This window comes from Enterobacter sp. DC1, from assembly GCF_000568075.1.
GTDB lineage: Bacteria > Pseudomonadota > Gammaproteobacteria > Enterobacterales > Enterobacteriaceae > Enterobacter > Enterobacter asburiae.
Map to the genome: position 1 here is coordinate 322,087 of NZ_AZUA01000001.1, position 22,376 is coordinate 344,462.

The 22,376-nt window shown below is 57.7% G+C and carries 17 protein-coding genes; 11 read left to right on the forward strand and 6 right to left on the reverse strand.

Annotation, left to right across the window (positions count from 1 at the left end; genetic code table 11):
• Window positions 1-81: 81 nt before the first annotated feature.
• Together P346_RS19890 and P346_RS19885 are read right to left on the reverse strand one after the other, a co-directional pair.
• Window positions 82-831 (reverse strand): 5'-nucleotidase, lipoprotein e(P4) family, encoded by a 750-nt coding sequence (locus P346_RS19890; RefSeq protein WP_407363999.1) that lies wholly within the window; start codon window positions 829-831, stop codon window positions 82-84.
• Between the two features lie 86 nt (window positions 832-917).
• Window positions 918-1,445 (reverse strand): GNAT family N-acetyltransferase, encoded by a 528-nt coding sequence (locus P346_RS19885; protein ID WP_032657012.1) that lies wholly within the window; start codon window positions 1,443-1,445, stop codon window positions 918-920.
• Window positions 1,446-1,577: 132 nt separating this feature from the next.
• Here P346_RS19885 and treZ point away from each other — a divergent pair, with 132 nt between their 5' ends.
• From treZ to glgX, 3 genes are read left to right on the forward strand one after another with little or no spacing between them, the layout of a single operon-like run.
• Complete coding sequence (treZ, locus tag P346_RS19880; RefSeq protein ID WP_032657014.1) at window positions 1,578-3,365, forward strand: malto-oligosyltrehalose trehalohydrolase; 1,788 nt, start codon at window positions 1,578-1,580, stop codon at window positions 3,363-3,365.
• Window positions 3,362-5,830 (forward strand): malto-oligosyltrehalose synthase, encoded by a 2,469-nt coding sequence (treY, locus tag P346_RS19875; protein ID WP_032657016.1) that lies wholly within the window; start codon window positions 3,362-3,364, stop codon window positions 5,828-5,830. The genes treZ and treY overlap by 4 nt, the downstream gene beginning before the upstream one ends.
• Window positions 5,831-5,845: 15 nt before the next feature.
• Window positions 5,846-7,921 (forward strand): glycogen debranching protein GlgX, encoded by a 2,076-nt coding sequence (gene glgX / locus P346_RS19870; protein ID WP_032657018.1) that lies wholly within the window; start codon window positions 5,846-5,848, stop codon window positions 7,919-7,921.
• A gap of 2 nt (window positions 7,922-7,923) precedes the next feature.
• Here glgX and P346_RS19865 read toward each other — a convergent pair whose 3' ends face one another.
• Window positions 7,924-8,469: a winged helix DNA-binding protein gene (locus P346_RS19865; protein WP_023335754.1), complete on the reverse strand. Its 546-nt coding sequence runs from the start codon at window positions 8,467-8,469 to the stop codon at window positions 7,924-7,926.
• 199 nt (window positions 8,470-8,668) lie between these two features.
• Between P346_RS19865 and P346_RS19860 the strand changes: the two genes are divergently transcribed.
• The 3 genes from P346_RS19860 to P346_RS19850 are packed head-to-tail and all read left to right on the forward strand — an operon-like array spanning window position 8,669 to window position 11,379.
• The gene (locus P346_RS19860) at window positions 8,669-9,391 is read left to right on the forward strand and encodes a DUF969 domain-containing protein (RefSeq protein WP_032657020.1); all 723 of its coding nucleotides are present in this window, start codon (window positions 8,669-8,671) and stop codon (window positions 9,389-9,391) included.
• Window positions 9,388-10,374, forward strand: coding sequence for a DUF979 domain-containing protein (locus P346_RS19855; protein WP_032657021.1), 987 nt, complete (start codon window positions 9,388-9,390; stop codon window positions 10,372-10,374). The genes P346_RS19860 and P346_RS19855 overlap by 4 nt, the downstream gene beginning before the upstream one ends.
• 9 nt (window positions 10,375-10,383) lie before the next feature.
• Complete coding sequence (locus tag P346_RS19850; protein WP_032657022.1) at window positions 10,384-11,379, forward strand: DUF2891 domain-containing protein; 996 nt, start codon at window positions 10,384-10,386, stop codon at window positions 11,377-11,379.
• A gap of 102 nt (window positions 11,380-11,481) precedes the next feature.
• Here P346_RS19850 and P346_RS19845 read toward each other — a convergent pair whose 3' ends face one another.
• Window positions 11,482-12,885, reverse strand: coding sequence for an MFS transporter (locus P346_RS19845; protein WP_032657023.1), 1,404 nt, complete (start codon window positions 12,883-12,885; stop codon window positions 11,482-11,484).
• A gap of 117 nt (window positions 12,886-13,002) precedes the next feature.
• On the opposite strand from P346_RS19845, the gene P346_RS19840 reads away from it, so the two are divergent.
• Window positions 13,003-13,908, forward strand: coding sequence for a LysR family transcriptional regulator (locus P346_RS19840; protein ID WP_032657024.1), 906 nt, complete (start codon window positions 13,003-13,005; stop codon window positions 13,906-13,908).
• Between the two features lie 3 nt (window positions 13,909-13,911).
• Here P346_RS19840 and P346_RS19835 read toward each other — a convergent pair whose 3' ends face one another.
• Window positions 13,912-15,366: a Cu(+)/Ag(+) sensor histidine kinase gene (locus tag P346_RS19835; RefSeq protein ID WP_032657025.1), complete on the reverse strand. Its 1,455-nt coding sequence runs from the start codon at window positions 15,364-15,366 to the stop codon at window positions 13,912-13,914.
• Window positions 15,356-16,039 carry a copper/silver response regulator transcription factor gene (locus tag P346_RS19830; protein ID WP_032657026.1) on the reverse strand — a complete coding sequence of 228 codons (684 nt, stop codon included), beginning with the start codon at window positions 16,037-16,039 and terminating at the stop codon, window positions 15,356-15,358. Before P346_RS19830 ends, P346_RS19835 begins: the two co-directional genes overlap by 11 nt.
• A gap of 162 nt (window positions 16,040-16,201) precedes the next feature.
• Between P346_RS19830 and P346_RS19825 the strand changes: the two genes are divergently transcribed.
• Genes P346_RS19825 through silA form a run of 4 tightly spaced genes read left to right on the forward strand, consistent with a single transcriptional unit; the run spans window position 16,202 to window position 22,370 of the window.
• A complete protein-coding gene (locus tag P346_RS19825; RefSeq protein WP_032657027.1) occupies window positions 16,202-17,587 on the forward strand; it encodes an efflux transporter outer membrane subunit in 1,386 nt (461 codons plus the stop codon).
• A gap of 28 nt (window positions 17,588-17,615) precedes the next feature.
• A complete protein-coding gene (cusF, locus tag P346_RS19820) occupies window positions 17,616-17,957 on the forward strand; it encodes a cation efflux system protein CusF (protein ID WP_032657028.1) in 342 nt (113 codons plus the stop codon).
• A gap of 11 nt (window positions 17,958-17,968) precedes the next feature.
• Window positions 17,969-19,219: an efflux RND transporter periplasmic adaptor subunit gene (locus tag P346_RS19815; RefSeq protein WP_032657029.1), complete on the forward strand. Its 1,251-nt coding sequence runs from the start codon at window positions 17,969-17,971 to the stop codon at window positions 19,217-19,219.
• Window positions 19,220-19,229: 10 nt separating this feature from the next.
• Window positions 19,230-22,370 (forward strand): Cu(+)/Ag(+) efflux RND transporter permease subunit SilA, encoded by a 3,141-nt coding sequence (gene silA, locus P346_RS19810; protein ID WP_032657031.1) that lies wholly within the window; start codon window positions 19,230-19,232, stop codon window positions 22,368-22,370.
• Window positions 22,371-22,376 lie beyond the last annotated feature (6 nt).

The following is a 22,376-nucleotide window of genomic DNA, read 5'->3' on the forward strand; positions in this document are numbered from 1 at the left end:
AAATGATAGGACCTATAAACGCGGTGGATAGCAGAGCGTAGAAGCCGGGTGGCGATGATGCCTTTCCCGGCCCGTAAAACGTTATTTTTTCAGCGGCGCGTTCCAGCCGTCCGGCGTGGCTTTAGACCAGGCGCCATAAGCGGCATTAGGCAGCACAATCCAGTCGTTACCGAAGTGTTCCGCGCTGGCCTCAACCAGCTCGCGCTGCTGCTCGCTCGACTTTTTGTTTTTAAACTGCACGGCGAAATCCGGCAGGCTGTCGCCAAACAGCATCACGATCTGCTGTTTTTTGAGGATGCTCTGGCGACGCTCTTCCTTGCTGACAGTATCCAGAAGCACGCTTTCATCGGACACCTGCGGAAGTCCCAGGGCTTTTAACGTCCTGAGCGTATCGGCTTTATTTTCCTGCATGCGGTCCGAGACGTAATAGATACGGACCTTGCTTTGATTCACATGGTCAAGAAACGCCTTCGCGCCCGGAATTAAGCCGGGTTTACCCTGTTTCTCCCAGTCGCTCCAGGTGTCCCATTTTGTATAGTCGTGACACTGCTCGGTGTCACGCACCAGCAGAGGGGTGTTATCCAGCACCGTTTCATCCAGGTCCATTACCACGGCGTAATTTTCAGGCGTTTTCAGTTCTTTTAACTTTTCGTTGAAACGCTCGGTGGCAAACCGATACGTCTGCAGCTGAAGAGCCATGATCTCTGCCGATTTCTGCTGATACCGCAGCGCCATTTCGTACGCTTTGGGTTCACACAGCTCGCCCCCGGCGGCCGTCGCCGCTGCCGTTGCACTCAAAACAGGTAATGCCAGCAGTAATGCCTTAGCCATTGAATTCACACTTCTTTCCTCAACACCGTGGTTAAAATCCCGAAAGCCTAATGAAATTCAATGACAGAAATATGAAGGCCGCGCCGCTAGACCAGCATGTAATACCAGAACAGGGCGACTTCGTCTTTTTCCGGTAAGGCGTTGTAGAGATAACGATCGTATCCGCCCAGGGTGAACCCGTAGTTACGGTAGAACAGGCAGGCAGAGACGTTCACATTTTGTGTTTCAAGCCGTAATCCCGGGGCGTTTACGCTGCGGGCCCAGACGTGGGCTGCGGCCATTAATTTTTGCGCGGCGCCGGTTCTGCGTTTTGTACGCTCAACGGCAATATAATCCACCGAGATAAACTTATTCCAGCCGATTGACGCGGTAATAAATCCGGCAATTTCACCGTCATCCGTTTCGGCAATAAGAAATATGGCGTCCGGATTAACGCAGTGGTTTTCAAGGGTTTGGATATCGAGCTCGTAGGTTTTAATCCAGGGCACGGCGACGGCTTCGATATGCAAATCGCAGTGGATAAAGGGCTCTCGCGCAATGTGGCTAATGGTGAAAGAAAAGTCACAGCATTCAAGGCGTGTGAGGTCGGTACTGAGTCCTTTTCGAATCTGCATAGTATTCCCGGTAGTGAGTTATTTCATAAAGAATAGACGAAGCGGTTAAATTCGCTGGCCTAACACACTTTTAATCCTGAACTAAGCTTGTACTTCGTTCCGCGTAAAATGTGGGTCATTCGAGGACAATGAATGGAATTCAGGACATTTCAAAAGCAGTGGGGTGCTGAGTTTATTTCCGATGACGTTGTACGTTTTCGCGTCTGGGCAGAAGGACAGAAAGAACTTACGCTACGTCTGGCCGCCGCCGACGTGCCGATGACGGCAACCGGCGACGGCTGGTTCCAGGCAGACGTACCCGGCGTCACGCACGGTGCAGAATATCAATTTGTTCTTCAGGACGGCATGACGGTGCCCGATCCCGCCTCTCGCGCGCAAAAGGGCGAGGTTAACGGCCCCTCCATCGTTATCGATTCCCAGCGCTATCAGCCGGTCAACCGGGACTGGGCAGGGCGGCCGTGGGAAGACACGGTTATCTACGAGCTGCACATCGGCACATTTACCCCGGAGGGCACCTTCCGGGCCGCCATCGACAAGCTCCCGTATCTGGCAGAGCTCGGTATTACCCAGCTTGAAGTGATGCCCGTCTCTCAGTTTGGCGGTACCCGCGGCTGGGGGTATGACGGCGTGCTGCTGTACGCCCCGCACTCTGCCTACGGTACGCCGGAGGATTTCCACGCGCTTATCGACGCCGCGCACGGGCTGGGGCTTTCCGTGGTGCTGGATATCGTGCTCAACCACTTCGGCCCCGAGGGGAACTATCTGCCCCTGCTGTCGCCCGCGTTTTTTGATGCACAGCGGATGACGCCGTGGGGCAACGGCATCGCTTACGAACGCGAGCCGGTCAGGCAGTACATCACCGATGCGCCGCTCTACTGGCTGACGGAGTACCGTCTGGACGGCCTGCGCTTTGATGCCATCGACCAGATTAAAGACACCGCGGAGACGCACATTCTGGAGGAGATTGCTGCAAAAATCCGCGAGGCGATCCCGTACCGCCATGTTCACCTGACCACGGAAGACAGCCGCAACGTGATTTTCCTGCACCCGCGCGATGAACAGGGCAACACGCCGCTGTTTACCGCCGAGTGGAATGATGACTTCCACAACGCTGCTCACGTGTTTGCCACCGGCGAGACCCACGCGTATTACCAGGATTTTGCCTTTGAGCCGGAGAAAAAGTTCGCCAGGGCGCTGGCGGAAGGTTTTGTCTACCAGGGCGAGGTGTCGCTGCAAACCGGTGAATCCCGCGGAGTGGAGTGTCAGACGCAGCCGCCGCAGTTCTTCGTCGATTTTATTCAGAACCACGATCAGACCGGGAATCGCGCCCAGGGCGAGCGGCTGATCGCCCTGGCCGGTGCCGACAAGACGCGGGTGCTGCTTGCCGCGCTGCTGCTTTCTCCCCATATCCCGCTGCTGTTTATGGGCGAGGAGTTTGGTGAAACGCATCCGTTCCTGTTCTTCACCGATTTTCACGGCGATCTGGCAAAGGCTGTACGGGAAGGGCGCGCGAAAGAGTTTACGGGCCATGCCGGGCACGATGAAACCGTCCCGGATCCGAACGACGTGAACACGTTTATCCGTTCAAAACTCGACTGGAATAAGATTGCCACCGACGAAGGCAAAACGTGGCTGCGCTTCACGCGCCACCTGCTGACGCTGCGTCATCGCCATATCGTTCCGCTTCTGCGTCACGGCGGCACCGTTAAGGGCAAGGTAATCAAGACCGCGCCCGGCATGGTGGCGGTGGGCTGGTATTTCCCGTCGGGGACGCTCTCTCTGGCGCTGAATATTAGTAATAAGCCCGTCGCGCTGCACGATCTCGCGGGTGAGACGCGCTTTGCCTGGCCGGAAGTCACTGACGTTTTACCGCCGAACGGTATTGTCGTTCGCTTTGCTGATGGAGAAGCATCGTTATGATCCCTTCCGCCACGTACCGTATTCAGTTCCGTAATGGCATGACCTTCGACCGCGCTGCGGCGCTGGTGCCTTACCTGAAAGATCTCGGCATCAGCCATCTCTACGCGTCGCCCGTGTTTACCGCCACAGCGGGTTCCACCCACGGCTATGACGTCACCAACCCGAATGAAATTGACCCCGCAATCGGCGGACGAGACGGTTTCGACCGCATGGCCGCGGCGCTTAAGCAGGCCGGCATGGGGCTGATTCTGGATATTGTCCCGAACCATATGTCCACCTCGCTGGAAAACGCCTGGTGGCGGGACGTGATTGAATACGGCCAGCAGAGCCGCTATTTCCGCTATTTCGATATCGACGGCTCGCGCCCGCTAACGCTGCCGTTTCTTGGCGACAGCTTTGAGGCGGAGCTGGAGAAGGGTGCGATTACCCTTAAACGTGACACTGTCACCAACAAGGCCGCGCTGGTTTACTATGACGCCGAGTATCCGCTCAACCCCGGCACGTACAGCGAGGATAAGAGCATCGCTGAGCTGCATGACGCGCAAAGCTGGCGGCTGATGTCCTGGCGGGAGGCGCCGAAGCAGCTCTCGTGGCGGCGCTTCTTTGAGATCACCGGGCTGGTCGGCGTTCGGGTTGAAGATGACGCGGTCTTCGACGATTCGCACCGGCTGATACTGGAGCTGGTTCACGCGGGCGTGGTGGACGGCCTGCGAATCGACCACGTCGACGGCCTGGCCGATCCGCTGGGGTATCTGCAGCGCCTGCGGCAGAAAACTGGCCCCGACTGTTACATCACGGTTGAAAAAATTCTCGCGAAGGGAGAACAGCTCCCCGCAGACTGGCCGATCTCCGGCACCACCGGCTACGAGTTTATCGCCTCGCTGGCGGAAGTGCTGGTCGACGACGCTAACCTGCCGCGCCTGGAGACCATTCACGACGAGACGCTGGGAATAACGGTCGATCGCCACGCGGAACTGCGCGATGCCAAAGGCCTGATGACCGATCGTAATTTTGAGGGTGAATTCACCACGCTGCTTAACCTTGCTGACGATCTGGCCCGGCGCAATGAGGTTGCGCTGCCGCGCGAGGAGATCCGCCACGCGCTGCGCGAGCTGCTTATTGCCTTTCCGGTGTACCGCACCTACGGCACCCGGGAGGGATTAACCCCGCCGGACGTGGCGCTGCTCAACCGCGTGGTCGCCAGCGTGGAGACGTCTGAAGCGGCGCTGAGCCTGATTGTGCGCATTCTTACCGGCGACCTGCCGGAAGATTGCCGCGAGTCCGCCGCGCTTTTCAGAACCCGCTTCCAGCAGCTTACCGGGCCGCTGATGGCGAAATCCGTTGAAGACACGCTGTTCTTCCGCCACAACCTGGAGCTGGCGCTCAATGAAGTGGGCGCCGACCCGACGCCGCGCGCGTTTTCATTATCCCGCTTCCACCAGGAGATGCGCATTCGTCTGGCCCGTCAGCCCGACGCGCTGCTGGGCACCTCCACGCACGATACCAAGCGCGGGGAAGACGCCCGGGCGCGTCTCTACACCCTGACGGAGGCGCCGGAATGGTGGGGTGAAAACCTGGCCCGCTGGCGACAGATGAACCAGACCCAGGTGCGTTTTCTCAATGACGGCACCGCGCCGAACGCCGCCGACACCTGGATGATTTATCAGGCGCTGGCGGGCGTCTGGCCCGCCGCGCAGTCACCGGACGATGCCGAAGGGCTTAAATCATTGGAAGAACGTTTTCTTGGTTTCCTCGAAAAAGCGCTGCGCGAGGCAAAACAGCGCACCGACTGGATCGACAGCAACGAGAGCTACGAGAGCGTGGTGCTGAGCTATGCGCGGCATCTGCTTTCGCCGGACAACGCGCTGTTTCTGCATGATTTTAGCGAGGCGATGCAGCCCTTTATCCGGGCCGGGTTGATGAACAGCCTCAGCCAGACGGTAATCAAGCTGACGGCTCCCGGCGTGCCGGATATCTATCAGGGCAGCGAGGCGCTCAACTTTAGCCTGGTCGACCCGGATAACCGACGGGAGCCGGACTTCAACGCGCTGGTGCACAACCTCAGCGCGGCGGATGCCACGGTGTTTGACAACCCGGCCAGCTGGCGAGACGGGCGCGTCAAACAGTTCGTCACCGCCACGCTGCTGCGGCTGCGTCCGCATTACGACGCGCTATTCCGCTACGGCGACTGGCTGCCGCTTAAGGTCACCGGCGAGCGCGAGGAGAACCTGATTGTCTTTGCGCGCGTTAAGGACGACGAGGCGCTGGTTGTCGCCGTGCCGCGTCTGGTTTTTGATGTCACCGATAATCATCAGCTGTGGGTCAATACCACGGTGGCGATACCCGAGGAGCTGGCGGGGAAACGCTATCGGGATCTGTTCAGCGGTGAAAGCCGCATTCTGCAAGAGACGCTGGATTTAACGTCAGAAAAGGGATGTGTACTGGTTCTGCTTACCTGCGAATAATCGTGGAGAACGAAAATGGCAAAGGATACAACGTTTGAAATTCGGGCCGGTCATGGCCTGCAGTTGGGGGCGAATTATGACGGGAAGGGCGTCAACTTCGCGCTGTTCTCCGCTCACGCCGAGCGGGTGGAACTCTGTCTGTTTGACCCGTCCGGGAAAAACGAAATCGCCCGGCTGGAACTGCCGGAATATACCCATGAGGTCTGGCACGGCTATGTGCCGGACCTGAAGCCTGGCGCGCTGTACGGCTATCGCGTCTACGGCCCCTACGATCCGGAAAACGGTCACCGCTTTAACCCGCACAAGCTGCTTATCGACCCCTACGCCCGCGAACTGGTGGGCGATATCGACTGGAACGACGCGCATTTCGGCTATGAGCTGGGGCATGACGAACTGGATCTCAGTTTTGATACGCGCGACAGCGCGCCGTTCACGCCGAAATGCAAGGTTATCGACCCGGACGCCTTTGACTGGCAGGACAACAGCTGGCCGAACGTGCCCTGGCCGCATACCGTTGTCTATGAGAGCCACGTGAAGGGCTTTACCCAGATGAACCCGGCCATCCCGCAGGAGTTGCGCGGCACGTTTGAGGGGATGGGGCACAAAGCCTCGGTCGACTACATCAAGAGTCTTGGCATCACCTCGGTGGAGCTGCTGCCGGTTCACTGGTTCCCGGACGACCAGCATCTGCTCGACCGTGGCCTGAAGAACTTCTGGGGCTATAACACGCTCGGCTTTTTTGCTCCGGCGTCGCGCTATTACGGCCCGGCTGGGATCCAGGGCTTTCGCGACATGGTACGCGCGTATCACGACGCGGGCATCGAGGTGATTCTGGACGTGGTGTACAACCACACGGCGGAAGGAAACGAGCTTGGCCCCACGCTCTCGTTTAAGGGGATTGATAACTACAGCTATTACCGCACCCTGCCGGACCAGCACCGATACTACATCAACGACACCGGGACGGGAAACACGGTCAATACCTCGCACCCGCGCGTGCTGCAGATGGTGATGGATTCGCTGCGCTACTGGGCGGAGTCGATGCATATTGACGGTTTTCGTTTCGACCTGGGGACGATTCTTGGCCGCGAGCCCGAAGGGTTTGACCCGCGCGGCGGTTTCTTCGACGCCATATCGCAGGATCCGGTGTTATCGAGACTCAAGCTGATTGGTGAACCCTGGGATATTGGCCCCGGCGGGTATCAGGTCGGCGGTTTCCCGCCGGGCTGGGGGGAGTGGAACGACAAATACCGTGATACCGTTCGCGAATACTGGAAGGGCGACAACGTCTCTACCGATTTTGCCGCGCGTCTGCTCGGCTCCGGCGATCTGTACGACCTGCGCGGGCGTCGTCCGTGGGCCAGCGTCAACTTCATCACCGCTCACGACGGCTTTACGCTGAATGACCTGGTGTCGTACAACGAAAAGCATAACGCCGACAACGGCGAGGACAATAACGACGGGCATAACGATAATCGCTCGTACAACTATGGCGAAGAAGGGCCGACGGAGAACCCGGATATTATTGCCACCCGCGAGCGGCAGAAGCGTAATTTCCTGACCACGCTGCTGTTTTCCCACGGCACGCCGATGCTGCTGGCCGGGGACGAGTTTGGCCGCACGCAAAAGGGCAACAATAACGGCTACTGTCAGGACAGCGAGATCTCCTGGATCGACTGGAACGGGATAACCGAAAACGACGCCGCGCTGCGCGAGTTTACCCGACGGCTTATTGCCCTTCGCGCGCAACAGCCGTTATTGCGCCGTGAAAGCTGGCGCGACGGGCTGGAGATCCGCTGGTTTAATGCCGGAGGCGGTCCGCAGCAGGCCGAGCAGTGGGATGAAGGCTCGACGCTCGGCGTCTCCATCAGCAGACCGGATCTCAGGCAGGAGGACGGCATCTGGCACGACGTGCTGATGCTGTTCAACCCGTTTGAAGGCACCGTGCCGTTCCAGATCCCGCAGTTTGGCGAAGGGGGATGGGTGCTGGAGCTGTCTACGGCAGATGACGCTGCCACTGGGACAGCGTTCACCGAAACCGTAGAGTACGAACTGGCCGGACGCAGTATTACCCTCTTCAGACGTCCTTAGCTTTAGAGTGATGCCGCCGCGCGGGCGGCGGTGTCATACAGGGAGGAGATCGTGCGTAACAGCTGTGCGGTTTCGCCAATCGACTTCCCGGCAATGCCGCTCTCCGCGTGGATTGCGATCAGACACGCCTCCCGCACGTCCCGGTATTTCATACACAACGCTTTTCCTTCCTCGGTAGTCGAGAAAAAGAGCTCTTTGCCCGCTTTCTCGCTCGTCACGTAGCCCGCTTTGACCAGCTTTTTCAGGGCGTAGGTCACCACGTGGGTATCTTCCACGTTGAGAACGAAACAGATATCGGCCAGCTTTTTCTTGCGGTCGCGGTGGTTCACATGATGCAGCAGCGAGACGTCAAATGCGCCCATATCCGGTTCGCCGGCTGCGGCCATGCAGCGCACCATCCATTTATTGAACGCGTTGCTGGTCATGATCAGCGCGTACTCCAGCTCTGACAGTTCCGCGCAGCGCTCGGACACCAGATGGCGGGAAGAGACGATCCGGCCATCGTTGATATCGTCGCGATCGGGTGAAGCACTCTTTTTCGAGGTCATAACGTTCCTTAGCCAGAAATGTAAACTCATCGATAAAATAAGAACATTTTATTGATAATTTGTTTACATGTTTTTGAGGTTCAGATATAGCTTTTTAGCGCAGGTTTTCCGAAACCTGACGAAAAACACAACATCGCTCGCCGCAAATTAAAAAAATAGCCGTCGGCGCGCAACGCTCACTTTGGATAGGGTAATCGTTATGGACGGTACTACGCTGTTGCCGCTGATCGGGATACCGATCGTGGTTATTGGTTTTGCACTGCGCTTCAACCCGCTGCTGGTGGTCGTGGTGGCGGGGCTGGCGACGGGTCTGCTGGTCGGTATGGATTTCGGGATGCTGCTGGAGACCTTTGGCGAAAAGTTCGTGAATAGCCGATCGCTGGCGACCTTCATTCTGATCCTGCCCGTGATTGGTCTGCTGGAATATTACGGGCTCAAGGAGCGTGCCCAGGCCTGGGTGGCGAAGATCGCCAGCGCGACCTCGGCGCGAATTCTGATGCTCTATTTTGTCGCCCGTGAAGGCACCGCCGCGCTAGGGCTGATGTCGCTTGGCGGTCATGCCCAGACGGTGCGCCCGCTGCTGGCGCCGATGGCCGAAGGGGCGGCGCTGAACGAATACGGCGAGCTGCCGCAGCACATCCGCGACAAAATCAAAGCCCATGCCGCCGCGTGCGACAACATTGCGGTCTTCTTTGGGGAAGATATCTTCATTGCGTTCGGTGCGGTGCTGCTGATCGACGCGTTCCTGAAAGAGAACGGTATTCCGGGCATCGAACCGCTGCATATCGGCCTGTGGGCTATTCCAACCGCCATTGCGGCATTAGTTATTCATATGACGCGCCTGCTGCGCCTCGATGCCAGCATCCGTCGCGACGTCATGGCCTGGCGTGCAGAGCAGGGTAAACAGGAGGTGGCGCAATGATGACGCTTATCACCATTAACCGCGTGTATTACCTGATCGGCTTCGTCGTGATGCTGCTGGTTGTGATGACCCTGCGCGATCGCGCCAATCCGAAGCGTTTTACCACGGCGCTGTTCTGGTTCTTATTCGGCGGGATCTTCCTGTTCGGCGACCTGATGGTGCAGGAGCTGGGGAAATCGCTGGCGTACCGGATAATCGGCGGGGGCGTTATCGCTATCGCGCTGCTGGCGGGCTTTGGTCTTGTCGGGAAAGGGCACTATAAAATGTCCACCGAAGACGAACGTATCGCTTCGTCAAACCGCCTTAAAAACTGGCTGTTCCTGCCAGCGCTGATGATCCCGGTGGTGACGGTTATCGGCACCCTGTTCCTGAAAGGGGTTTCGGTTGGCGGCGTGTTCCTGCTCGATCAGAAGCAGCTCACCCTGGCGGCGCTGTGCGTGGCCTGCGTCGCGGCGATCCTCACCGGCTGGTGGCTGACCAAAGGCACGCCGCTGCACGCCATTCGTCAGTCTCGTCGTCTTGTCGATACTATCGGCTGGGCGGTGATCCTGCCGCAGATGCTGGCCATGCTCGGCGGCGTGTTCGTGGCGGCCAATACCGGCGATTCGGTGCAGAAGGTGGTGAGCCTGTTCGTTAACCCGGATAACCGCTTTATGCTGGTGGTGATTTACTGCGTGGGTATGGCGCTGTTTACCATGATCATGGGGAATGCGTTTGCGGCCTTCCCGGTGCTGAGCGCGGGGATCGCGTTGCCGTTTCTGATCAACGTGCATCACGGCAACCCGGCGCCGCTGCTGGCGATTGGCATGTACGCGGGCTACTGCGGCACGCTAATGACGCCGATGGCCGCGAACTTCAATATCGTTCCCGCCGCGCTGCTGGAGCTGAAAGATAAATATCAGGTGATCAAGATCCAGATCCCGACCGCGTTAACCCTGCTGGTGGTGAACGTGTTCCTCATGTATTTCCTCGTGTTTCGCTAAGGAGCTGTTATGGAATTAACGCAACATCAGGCTGACGCGTTTGCCCGCATGCCTTTGACCTATTTGCGCCAGGAATACCCGAACCACATCATGCATCTGCTGAATGATGATGGCGACGTGCTGCCGCCGCGCGAACTGCACCCCATTTTCTACGGCTGTTTTGACTGGCACTCGGCGGTGCACGGCTACTGGCTGCTGCTGCGCTGCGTGCGCCTCTACCCGGAACTGCCGAGCCGGAACGCGATCGTCGCGCTTTTCGACGAGCACCTGACGGAAGAGAACGTGGCGAAGGAGCTGGCCTATTTCACCGCGCCGTTCCGCGCCTCGTTTGAGCGCCCGTATGGCTACGGCTGGCTGCTGGCGCTGGCCCAGGAGCTAAAACAGTCGTCGCTGCCGCAGGCCGCAGGCTGGTACCGCACGCTAGAGCCGCTAACCCAGGATATTCGCAATAGGCTGGTGGATTACCTCAGCAAGCTCACCTATCCGATCCGCGTCGGGACGCACTACAACACGGCGTTTGCCCTCGCGCTGGGGCTGGACTACGCCCGAGCCGTCGAAGATAGCGCGCTTGAGCAGGCGATTGTCACGGCGGCGGAGAGGTTTTATCTCGCCGACACGCGCTATCCTGCCCACTACGAGCCCGGCGGTGATGAGTACATTTCCGGGGCGCTGACGGAAGCGCTGCTGATGAGCAAAGTGTTGGAGGGCTTCCCGGCCTGGTTTGACGCGTTTCTCCCGGAGGTCGGCCTCGTTGCGGCGCTGATGAACCCGGCGGAAGTGAGCGATCGTACCGACCCGAAAATCGCCCATCTCGACGGATTAAACCTCAGCCGCGCCTGGTGCATGAAGCATATTGCCAAAGCGCTTCCCGCTAACCATCCGGCGCATCCGGCGCTGCGCGAGGCGGTGACGAAACACCTGTCGGCAAGCGTCGAGCATGTGGTTGGCAGCCACTACAGCGGCGGGCACTGGCTGGCGAGCTTTGCGCTGCTGGCGCTGGAGTAAACGAACGCGCCGTCTTTCTTGCCGGGTGGCGCTGCGCTTACCCGGCCTACATTGTGCAAAGCTTCCTTGTAGGCCCGAGCAAGCGTAGCGCCGTCGGGCGAATCAGGCTGATGCGCGAACCGCAGGGCGCAGACGACTCACGCTAAACAACACCGATCCCGTCGAGGCGATGACGGCTATCCACAGTGCAACCTGGATGGCATGTTGATGGTCCCATCCCGTCGTCGCGGCCAGCAGCACGCCCACCGCGGCGGCACCGAGACACTGTCCAAACGTCCTGACGATAGACAACACGCCGGAGGCGTAGCTGGCATATTCCCGCGCCACGTTAGAGAGCATCTCCCGGTTATTGGGGCTCTGAAAGCAGCCAAACCCAATCCCGCAAACCAGACTGCGCAGGCAGATATTCCATGCGGAAGGGCTTTCCGGCAACGTCGCCAGCAGGACCAGCCCACCGACAAAAATCATCAGCCCGATTGTCGAGATCAGCGGCGCGGAAATCGTATCTGCCCAGCGCCCCGCGTGCGGCGCGATCAGCACGATGCCAATCGGCCACGGAGTGAACAGCAGCGCGGAGACCACCGGGCTGTAGCCATACACGCTCTGAAACAGGAACGGCAGCGCGACAAAGGTGATGCCCTGGCTGACAAACGAGGCCAGCGAGGTCAGGGCGGCGAGGGTGAAGCGTCCGTTTTTGAACATGACGGGCGGCAGGATGGGACTTTGCGCGCGCCGAATCCGCCAGATAAAGGCGAGGGCGCTGACCAGCGTGAGCAGCCCCCAGCCGACGGTCTCCTGGCCAATGTGTTGCGTCACGCGCTGAAGGCTGTCGGCCAGCATTATCGCCGAGCCTAACAGCGCGGCGGAGAGTACGGCACCCGGCGCGTCAAAGGATGAGCGGTCAACGGCCGTTTCCCGCGGCAAGGCGCGCCACGCCAGCAGCAGGGCGATGCTGCCCGGAATAATGTTAATGGCGAACAGCCACTGCCAGCTCAGCGCGTCCAGTATGGTTCCGCCCAGCACGGGGGCAATCGCCGTGCTGGAGGCGATAAGCAGCGCGTGCAGCCCCAGAATGCGGCCAAGCAGTCGACCCGGAAAAACGGATCGCAGGATCGCCGGGGCGATACTCAGGGTGGCCGCGCCGCCGATGCCCTGCAGAATACGCATGCCGATCAGCATTTCTGGCGTAGTCGCCAGCGCGCAGCCGATCGAGGTGAGCGTAAAGGTGGCAAGCCCGCACAAAAAGACCGGGCGATAGCCTACGCGCGCCGCCAGCGCCGCGAAGAGGGCTAACGTCATTGCCGCTGCCAGCAGGTAACCGTTGGCGAACCAGACCGCCACGTTCGCGGGAACCTGCATCGCCGTTGCCATGGAGGGCAGCGCGATGTTGATCATGGTGCCGTCAAAGACGCCCATCAGCGTGGTGGTCATGACGGCGGCCATGACCCGGGCGCGTTCATGCCCGGGCAAACCTTCATCGCCGGGCTGGTTTGAAAATAGCGTCATCGTCGTTACTCCGGATAAGAATAGTGATGACGAAACTATAATCATGCGGTATACAGGGCGGAAGACGCATCAGCTGCACTTAATCATTGCATATAACGCCTTATCTGAGGAGCCATCGTGTCCGATCCTGACTTTAACCTTCTGGTTGCACTCGACGTTCTGCTCGCAGAGGCCAGCGTGGCGGGCGCGGCGCGACGTTTGAACCTCAGCACCTCCGCCATGAGCCGCACCCTGAGCAGGCTGCGGGAGGTGACCGGCGATCCTATTCTGGTGCGGGCCGGGCGTCATATGGTGCTGACGCCCTGGGCCGAAGCCACGCGGGACCGCGCCAGAAGCGCAGTGCATGAGGCGAGGGCGGTGCTACAGCCCTCCACCGACGCGCTGAAGGTGGAAAATCTCGAGCGGCTTTTCACCATCAGAGCCAACGACGGTTTTGTGGTGGCGTTTGGGCCGCTGCTTATTGCGGCGGTAGCGAGCGTTGCCCCCGGGGTGTGCATCCGCTTCTCGCCGAAACCTGAAAAAACGTCGCGCTATTTGCGCGAGGGGCTGGTCGACCTGGAGATCGGCGTGCAGAGCAATATGGGGCCTGAAATACGGCTGCAACGGCTCTTTCAGGATCGGTTTGTTGGCGCGGTGCGCAAGGGGCATCCGCTGTCATTACAGCCTGACGTCAGCCTTGATGATTATGTCGCGTGGGGCCACGTGGTGGCCTCACCGGACGGATCGTTACACGGGTTTGTCGATGACGCGCTGGCGGAACGGGGGATGAAGCGCAAGGTCGCCAGCGTGGTGCCCGGATTTCCGACGGCGCTATCCGTGGCGTTGGCGTCCGATCTGATTGCCATGGTGCCGGCGCTGTACCTGCTCAATCAGCCGATGAACGAGCGCGTACACGTCTTTGAGCTGCCGTTTAAAACCCGGACCATTACGGTGTCGCAGATGTGGCATCCGCGCATGGAGCGGGACCCGGGGCATCGATGGCTCAGGGAAAAGGTACTGGAAGTGTGTCGGCCCGTGCGCTGACGCTCAGGCCGCTTTTCCCGGCACGGAGAGGATGAAGCGCGTCGACACCGCATCCGATTCCACGCGGACTTTTCCGTGGTGCGCGGTGACGATGGACTTCACAATGGCAAGCCCGATCCCGCTGCCTTCGCCTTTGCGCTGTCTGGACGGATCGACGCGATAGAAACGGTCAAACAGCTTCGACAGATGTTCCTGAGGGATCGGCGTACCGGGATTTTCTATCATCAGTTCAACGTCGTTATCCTGATTTCTGATGGAAACCGTCACCGCTTTTCCTGCTGGCGTATAGCGCAGGGCATTGGAGAGCAGATTATTCACTGCTCTTCTGAACATCTGCGGATCGCCTTCTATCAGGCAGGGCATCCCGTTAAATTTCAGCGTAACGTTGCGTTCTTCCGCCCAGGCTTCGAAGAATTCGAAGACTTTCATGACCTCGGCGCTTAAATCAAACATCACCCGGTCAGGGATCAGCTGGTTATTATCCGCCTGCGCCAGGAAAAGCATATCGCTGACCATCCGGGTCATCCGGTTGTACTCTTCCAGACTGGAGTACAGAACATCTTCCAGCTCTTTCTGCGAGCGGTTCTGGCTCAGCGCGATTTCCGTTTGCGTCACCAGGTTGGTGATGGGAGTTCTGATTTCATGCGCGATATCGGCGGAGAAATTCGCCTGACGGGTAAAAACATCTTCAATCTTTTCGATCATATGGTTGAAGGAGATGACCAGCTGTTCCAGCTCAACGGGCACGCGGGACGGCTCCAGCCGCGCATCCAGGTTTTCTGAGGTGATATTTTTAATGGCGTTGCTGACGTTACGCAGGGGCAAATGTCCCTGACGAACCGCGATGCGGATGACAAGAATAATCAGCAGGCTGATCGCCGCGGCAATCATCAGGAGATTCTTTTTCAGCGCCTCCAGGTAGTGCAGATGAAAATTAATGGAAAGCCCGATCAGCATCACGTAGTTCTGCGTTTTGCCCTGCAGCGTTGCCGTGCCTGAAGAGGCGATAATCCGGTACGTTTCCATGTTCATGTCGGACCCGGCGTGCATGTTTTCGGCAGGGTCTTCAACCGTCCAGAGAAACACATCCTGCGCGCGGCGGTGATCGCTAAAGTCCGCCGTGTTCATCGCAGGGCGCAGTGCCGCTCCTTGCGCCGAGCTGAACAGGATATTGCCCTGCGGATCCAGGAGCAGAACGGCCACGTTGCGGTAGCTGGCTATCGACTCTTTGATCTTGCTGATTTTCTTTTGGTCGGGATCGACCGGCGATTGCAGTATGCGGTGCATCGCGGTGCTGATTTGCTGCAGATCGTTGATATCCTGCTCGGCGAAATGCTTTTCAACGGAATGGAGCATAAACCAGGTAAAGGCGAAAAAGGCCAGTATCGTGGAGAGGCTGATAAAAAAGGTCAGCCGCAGGGCGAGAGAAAAGGGGCGCCCGGGAAGCTTAACGCGCATCCGGTACCTCCAGCATATAGCCCACGCCGCGCACCGTCTGGATCAGCTTCGGTTCATAATCGTTATCGATTTTCGCACGAAGCCGCTTTACCGCCACATCAATCGCGTTTGTGTCGCTGTCAAAATTCATGTCCCACACCTGGGAGGCAATCAGGGAGCGGGGAAGCACCTCTCCCTGATGACGCATGAAAAACTCCAGCAGGCTGAACTCTTTGCTGGTTAACGAGATGCGGCTTCCGGCCCGGCTTACTTTTCTCGAGACGAGGTCAACCGTCAGGTCTGCCACCTGAAGCTGGCTTTCCGCGATCACCGTATTTCCGCGTCTTAACAGCGTCCTTACCCGGGCGAGCAGCTCCGCAAAGGCGAAAGGCTTAATCAGATAATCATCCGCGCCAAGCTCAAGCCCTTTAACCCGGTGTTCAATCGTGCCGAGAGCCGTGAGTAACAGGATGGGCATCCCTTTTCCGGCAGAGCGGAGCATGCGGACAATGTCCCAGCCGTTCACATCGGGCAGCATGATATCCAGAATCAGAAGATCGTATTCAGCGGTCATGGCGAGATGGTAGCCGTTCAGGCCATTATCCGCGTGGTCCACCACAAACCCCGCTTCAGTCAGCCCCTTACTCAGGTACTCACCGGTTTTAATTTCGTCTTCGACGATCAGTATTTTCATCATGCTCCCCTGACTGGCTGCTGATGACATTCTAGTGAGCCTGCGACCGTTAACAATGACTTACGCTAAAAATGACAACATTGTCATTATCCTGTCACCCGTCAAACAGGATGCGTTCCGTAGAGTAGCCCTAAAACTACTCTGGACTTCATTTGAACCGTTATGTTCCTGTTAAAACGACTAAGCATCAGCACGGTATTTATTCTGGCAGGCTGCGTCTCGCTGGCCCCAGAGTACCAGCGACCGGAAGCACCTGTACCCCGGCAGTTTTCGCTCTCCCGTAACGGCCTGACGCCTGCGGCGGCGGGGTATCAGGACACCGGCTGGCGACGCTTTTTTGTCGATCCTCAGGTTGCGGGGCTGATTACGGAAGCCCTGAATAACAATCGCGATATCAAAATGGCCGCTCTGAAGGTCGAGGAAGCCCGGGCGCAGTTCAACGTGACGGATGCGGATCGTTATCCTCAGCTGAATGCCTCCTCGGGCATCACGTACAGCGGCGGGCTGAAAAGTGACAAACCCACCGCGCAGCAGTACGACGCGGGTCTTGCGCTTAGCTACGAACTCGATTTCTTCGGCAAGCTGAGGAACATGAGCGATGCCGACCGACAAAACTTTTTCGCCAGCGAAGAGGCCCGTCGCGCGGTGCATATCCTGCTCGTCTCTAACGTTTCTCAGAGCTATTTCAACCAGCAGCTGGCGTATAAACAGCTGCGCATTGCCCGGGATACGCTGACAAATTACCAGCAGTCTTATGCGTTCGTTGAGCAGCAGCTGGTGACGGGCAGTACGAACGTCCTGGCGCTGGAACAGGCCCGGGGACAGATCGAAAATACGCAGGCAGAGATTGCCAAAAGAGAGGGAGAGCTGGCGCAGGCCAATAATGCCCTGCAGCTGGTCCTCGGCACGTATCGCGCGCTGCCGGGCGACAGCGGCATGAACGCCAGCGACGTTGCGCCGGTAAAACTGCCTCCCCACCTTTCCTCGGCGATACTGCTGCAGCGCCCGGATATTATGGAAGCGGAGTATCAGCTTAAAGCGGCCGATGCAAATATTGGCGCGGCACGCGCTGCTTTTTTCCCGTCCATATCACTCACCAGCGGGCTTTCAACCGGCAGCACGGAATTGTCCAGCCTGTTCACGTCAGGGAGCGGGATGTGGAATTTTATTCCTAAAATCGACATTCCCATTTTTAATGCGGGCAGAAATAAGGCCAACCTGAAGCTGGCCGAAATTCGCCAGCAGCAGTCGGTTGTGAATTACGAACAAAAAATTCAGTCCGCCTTCAAACAGGTTGCCGACGCGCTCGCGCTGCGTGACAGCATTAACCAGCAGCTTGCTGCGCAGCAGCGGTATCTTGATTCGCTACGCATCACCCTGCAGCGGGCCAGAGGGTTATATTCCAGCGGTGCGGTCAGCTATATCGAAGTGCTTGACGCGGAGCGTTCTCTTTTCTCCACGCAGCAAAATATTCTCGACCTTATTTATGCCCGGCAGGTTAATGAAATTAATCTCTTCACCGCGCTCGGCGGCGGTTGGGTCGAATAACGTTATTTAATTAAACAGGAAAATAAACATGCGCAATTCAATTAAGGCCGTTGTATTCGGTGCGATCTCCTTTGCGTTTTCTGCCGGCCTTCAGGCTGAGGTTCATCAGCACGAGGGGATGAATTCTACCAGCGAAGGGACCACAGAGCAGCTCATCACCGGGACCGGCATCGTGAAGGACATTGATCTCACGAATAAAAAAGTCACGATCTCTCATGAGGCTATCCCGGCGATTGGCTGGCCCGCGATGACCATGCGTTTCACCTTTATTCAGGCTGACGAGAGTATCAATGCTTTAAAAGTCGGCAGTCACGTTGATTTTTCGTTTGTTCAGCAGGGCAATCTCTCTTTACTCAAGTGCATTAAATAGCGAGACGCGGCATGGCCTCATTAAAAATAAAATATGCTGCCATGATAGTCAGCAGCCTTATTGCGGGAGGGCTGATATCGGTGACGGCCTGGCAGGCTCTTCATTCATCTGAAAAAATGGAAAATAGCGCACCAGAAAGAAAGGTGCTTTTCTGGTATGACCCGATGAAGCCAGACGTGAAATTCGATAAGCCCGGTAAATCGCCGTTTATGGATATGGATCTGGTACCGAAATATGCCGATGAAAACGACAATAAAAGCAGCGCCGGTATCCGTATTGACCCGACGCAGGTTCAGAACCTGGGATTAAAAACGCAAAAGGTGACGCGCGGAACGCTGAATTATGCCCAGACGATCCCGGCTAACGTCAGCTATAACGACTATCAGTTTGTCATTGTGCAGGCGCGCGCGGAAGGCTTCGTGGAGAAAGTGTACCCGCTGACGACGGGCGATAAGGTGAAAAAAGGCACGCCGCTTATTGATATTACTATTCCTGACTGGGTAGAGGCGCAGAGCGAGTTTCTACTGTTATCCGGCACCGGCGGAACGCCAACGCAAATAAAAGGGGTTCTGGAACGGCTTCGCCTGGCGGGTATGCCGGATGAGGATATTCAGAGGCTGCGTTCCACCCGCACTATCCAGACCCGGTTTACCATCAGGGCGCCGATCGACGGGGTGATCACGGCCTTTGACCTGCGTACCGGCATGAATATTTCCAAAGATAAGGTGGTGGCGCAAATTCAGGGGATGGATCCGGTCTGGATCGGCGCGGCAGTGCCTGAATCCATTGCTTATCTGCTGAACGATACCTCGCAGTTTACTGTTTCGATACCGGCCTGGCCGGATAAATCCTTCCCGGTTGAAAAATGGAGTCTTCTGCCGAGCGTGGATCCAACCACCCGTACGCTGCAGGTGCGCCTGCAGGTCGCTAACAAGGATGAGCTGCTGAAACCGGGCATGAATGCCTACCTGAAGCTGAATACCCGAAGCCAGGAAATGCTGCTGATCCCCTCCCAGGCCGTTATTGATACCGGCAAAGAACAGCGCGTGATTACGGTTGATGCGGACGGGAATTTTGTACCGAAAAAGATCCACATTCTGCATGAATCTCAGCAGCAGTCCGGCATTGGCAGCGGGCTGGAAGAGGGGGCGTCGGTAGTGGTCAGCGGTCTGTTCCTGATTGACTCCGAGGCCAATATTACCGGCGCGCTGGAGCGCATGCGCCACGCTGAAGCCGCTGACGGCGCGCACTCTGGCCATTAAGGAGACGATGATGATTGAATGGATTATCCGGCGGTCGGTCGCCAACCGTTTCCTGGTCATGATGGGGGCGCTGTTTCTCAGCGTCTGGGGGACATGGACCATTATCAACACTCCGGTCGATGCCTTGCCCGACCTCTCTGACGTTCAGGTGATTATCAAAACCAGCTATCCCGGCCAGGCCCCGCAGATTGTCGAAAACCAGGTCACCTATCCACTGACGACCACCATGCTGTCGGTTCCCGGCGCAAAGACCGTGCGCGGTTTTTCGCAGTTTGGCGATTCGTACGTGTACGTCATTTTTGAAGATGGCACCGATTTGTACTGGGCGCGTTCGCGCGTGCTGGAGTATCTGAACCAGGTTCAGGGCAAGCTGCCTGCCGGCGTGAGCTCTGAAATCGGTCCTGATGCCACGGGCGTTGGCTGGATATTTGAGTATGCGCTGGTGGATCGCAGCGGAAAACACGATCTCGCAGAGTTACGCTCGTTGCAGGACTGGTTCCTGAAATTTGAGCTGAAAACGATCCCTAACGTGGCCGAAGTGGCCTCCGTCGGCGGCGTGGTGAAGCAGTATCAGATCCAGGTCAATCCGTTAAAACTGGCACAGTACGGCATTAGCCTGCTGGAGGTGAAGCAGGCCCTTGAGTCGTCTAACCAGGAGGCAGGAGGATCGTCAGTTGAAATGGCGGAAGCGGAGTATATGGTCCGGGCCAGCGGCTATCTGCAGACGATGGACGATTTCAATAACATTGTCCTGAAAGCCGGAGAGAACGGGGTACCGATTTATCTTCGCGATGTTGCCCGCGTACAAACGGGGCCGGAAATGCGCCGCGGTATTGCCGAATTAAACGGGCAGGGGGAAGTTGCGGGCGGCGTGGTGATCCTGCGTTCGGGCAAAAATGCGCGTGAGGTCATTACGGCGGTGAAAGATAAGCTGGAGACGCTGAAGGCCAGCCTGCCGGAAGGCGTTGAGATTGTCACAACCTACGATCGCAGCCAGCTCATCGATCGGGCAATCGACAACCTGAGTTCCAAGCTGCTCGAAGAGTTTATCGTGGTGGCCATCGTCTGCGCCCTGTTCCTGTGGCACGTTCGCTCTGCGCTGGTCGCGATTATCTCTCTGCCGCTTGGCCTGTGTATCGCCTTTATCGTCATGCATTTCCAGGGACTAAACGCCAATATTATGTCGCTGGGCGGCATTGCCATTGCGGTCGGCGCGATGGTGGATGCCGCCATCGTCATGATTGAAAACGCGCACAAGCGGCTGGAAGAGTGGGATCACCAGCATCCGGGAGAACAGATTGATAACGCCACCCGCTGGAAGGTGATCACCAACGCCTCTGTCGAGGTAGGCCCCGCGCTGTTTATCAGCCTGCTGATTATCACCCTGTCTTTCATTCCCATCTTTACTCTTGAAGGTCAGGAAGGGCGGCTGTTTGGTCCGCTGGCCTTCACCAAAACGTACTCCATGGCGGGTGCGGCCGCGCTGGCCATCATCGTTATCCCCATCCTGATGGGATTCTGGATCCGGGGTAAGATTCCCGCTGAGACCAGTAACCCATTGAACAGGCTGCTGATTAAAGCCTACCACCCGCTACTGATTAGGGTGCTCCACTGGCCAAAAACAACCCTGCTGGTTGCGGCCTTGTCCATCTTCACGGTGATCTGGCCTCTCAGCCAGGTGGGCGGCGAGTTTTTACCGAAGATCAACGAAGGCGATCTGCTGTATATGCCGTCAACATTGCCGGGCGTCTCTCCGGCAGAAGCGGCGGCGCTGTTACAGACGACGGACAAGTTAATCAAAACCGTGCCTGAGGTGGCCTCTGTTTTCGGCAAGACGGGTAAGGCCGAAACGGCTACGGATTCCGCGCCGCTCGAAATGGTGGAAACCACCATTCAGCTCAAACCTGAGGATCAGTGGCGGCCCGGCATGACGATTGACAAGATTATTGACGAGCTCGATAAGACCGTTCGGTTGCCCGGCCTGGCGAACCTCTGGGTTCCACCCATTCGTAACCGCATCGATATGCTTTCGACCGGCATCAAGAGCCCGATTGGTATCAAGGTGTCAGGTACCGTTCTGTCGGATATCGACGCTACGGCGCAGAGCATCGAGGCGGTAGCCAAAACGGTGCCGGGCGTGGTATCTGCCCTGGCTGAACGTCTGGAGGGGGGGCGCTACATTGACGTTGATATCAACCGGGAAAAAGCCTCCCGCTACGGGATGACGGTGGGCGATGTGCAGCTGTTCGTCTCCTCGGCCATCGGCGGAGCGACGGTGGGTGAAACGGTGGAAGGCGTCGCCCGATACCCGATTAATATTCGCTATCCCCAGGACTACCGGAACAGCCCGAGCGCGTTGAAGCAGATGCCTATCCTCACGCCGATGAAGCAGCAGATCACGCTGGGCGATGTGGCGGACATCAACGTGGTTTCCGGCCCCACGATGCTGAAAACGGAAAATGCCCGGCCTGCGAGCTGGATTTATATCGATGCCCGCGGCAGGGATATGGTGTCGGTGGTGAACGACATTAAGACGGCCATCAGCCAGGACGTAAAGCTGAGGCCGGGCACCAGCGTCTCATTCTCCGGGCAGTTTGAGCTGCTCGAGCACGCTAACAAGAAACTGAAGCTGATGGTGCCGATGACGGTGATGATCATCTTTATTCTGCTGTATCTGGCGTTCCGTCGCGTGGATGAAGCGCTGCTGATCCTGATGAGCCTGCCGTTCGCCCTGGTCGGGGGAATATGGTTCCTCTACTGGCAGGGCTTCCACATGTCTGTGGCAACCGGCACCGGTTTTATCGCTCTGGCCGGGGTGGCGGCAGAATTTGGGGTGGTCATGCTGATGTATTTGCGTCATGCCGTTGAGGCACAGCCGGCGTTATCCCATCGGGAAACGTTCACCGAACAGGGGCTTGATGACGCTCTTTATCATGGCGCCGTGCTGCGCGTGCGGCCAAAGGCAATGACCGTCGCGGTGATTATTGCCGGTCTGCTGCCCATTCTGTGGGGGACCGGTGCCGGGTCAGAGGTCATGAGCCGGATAGCCGCACCGATGATTGGCGGGATGATTACGGCTCCGCTGCTATCGCTGTTTATTATTCCTGCGGCGTATAAGTTAATTTGGCTGCGCAGGCATAAAAAGCCATAAAAAAAC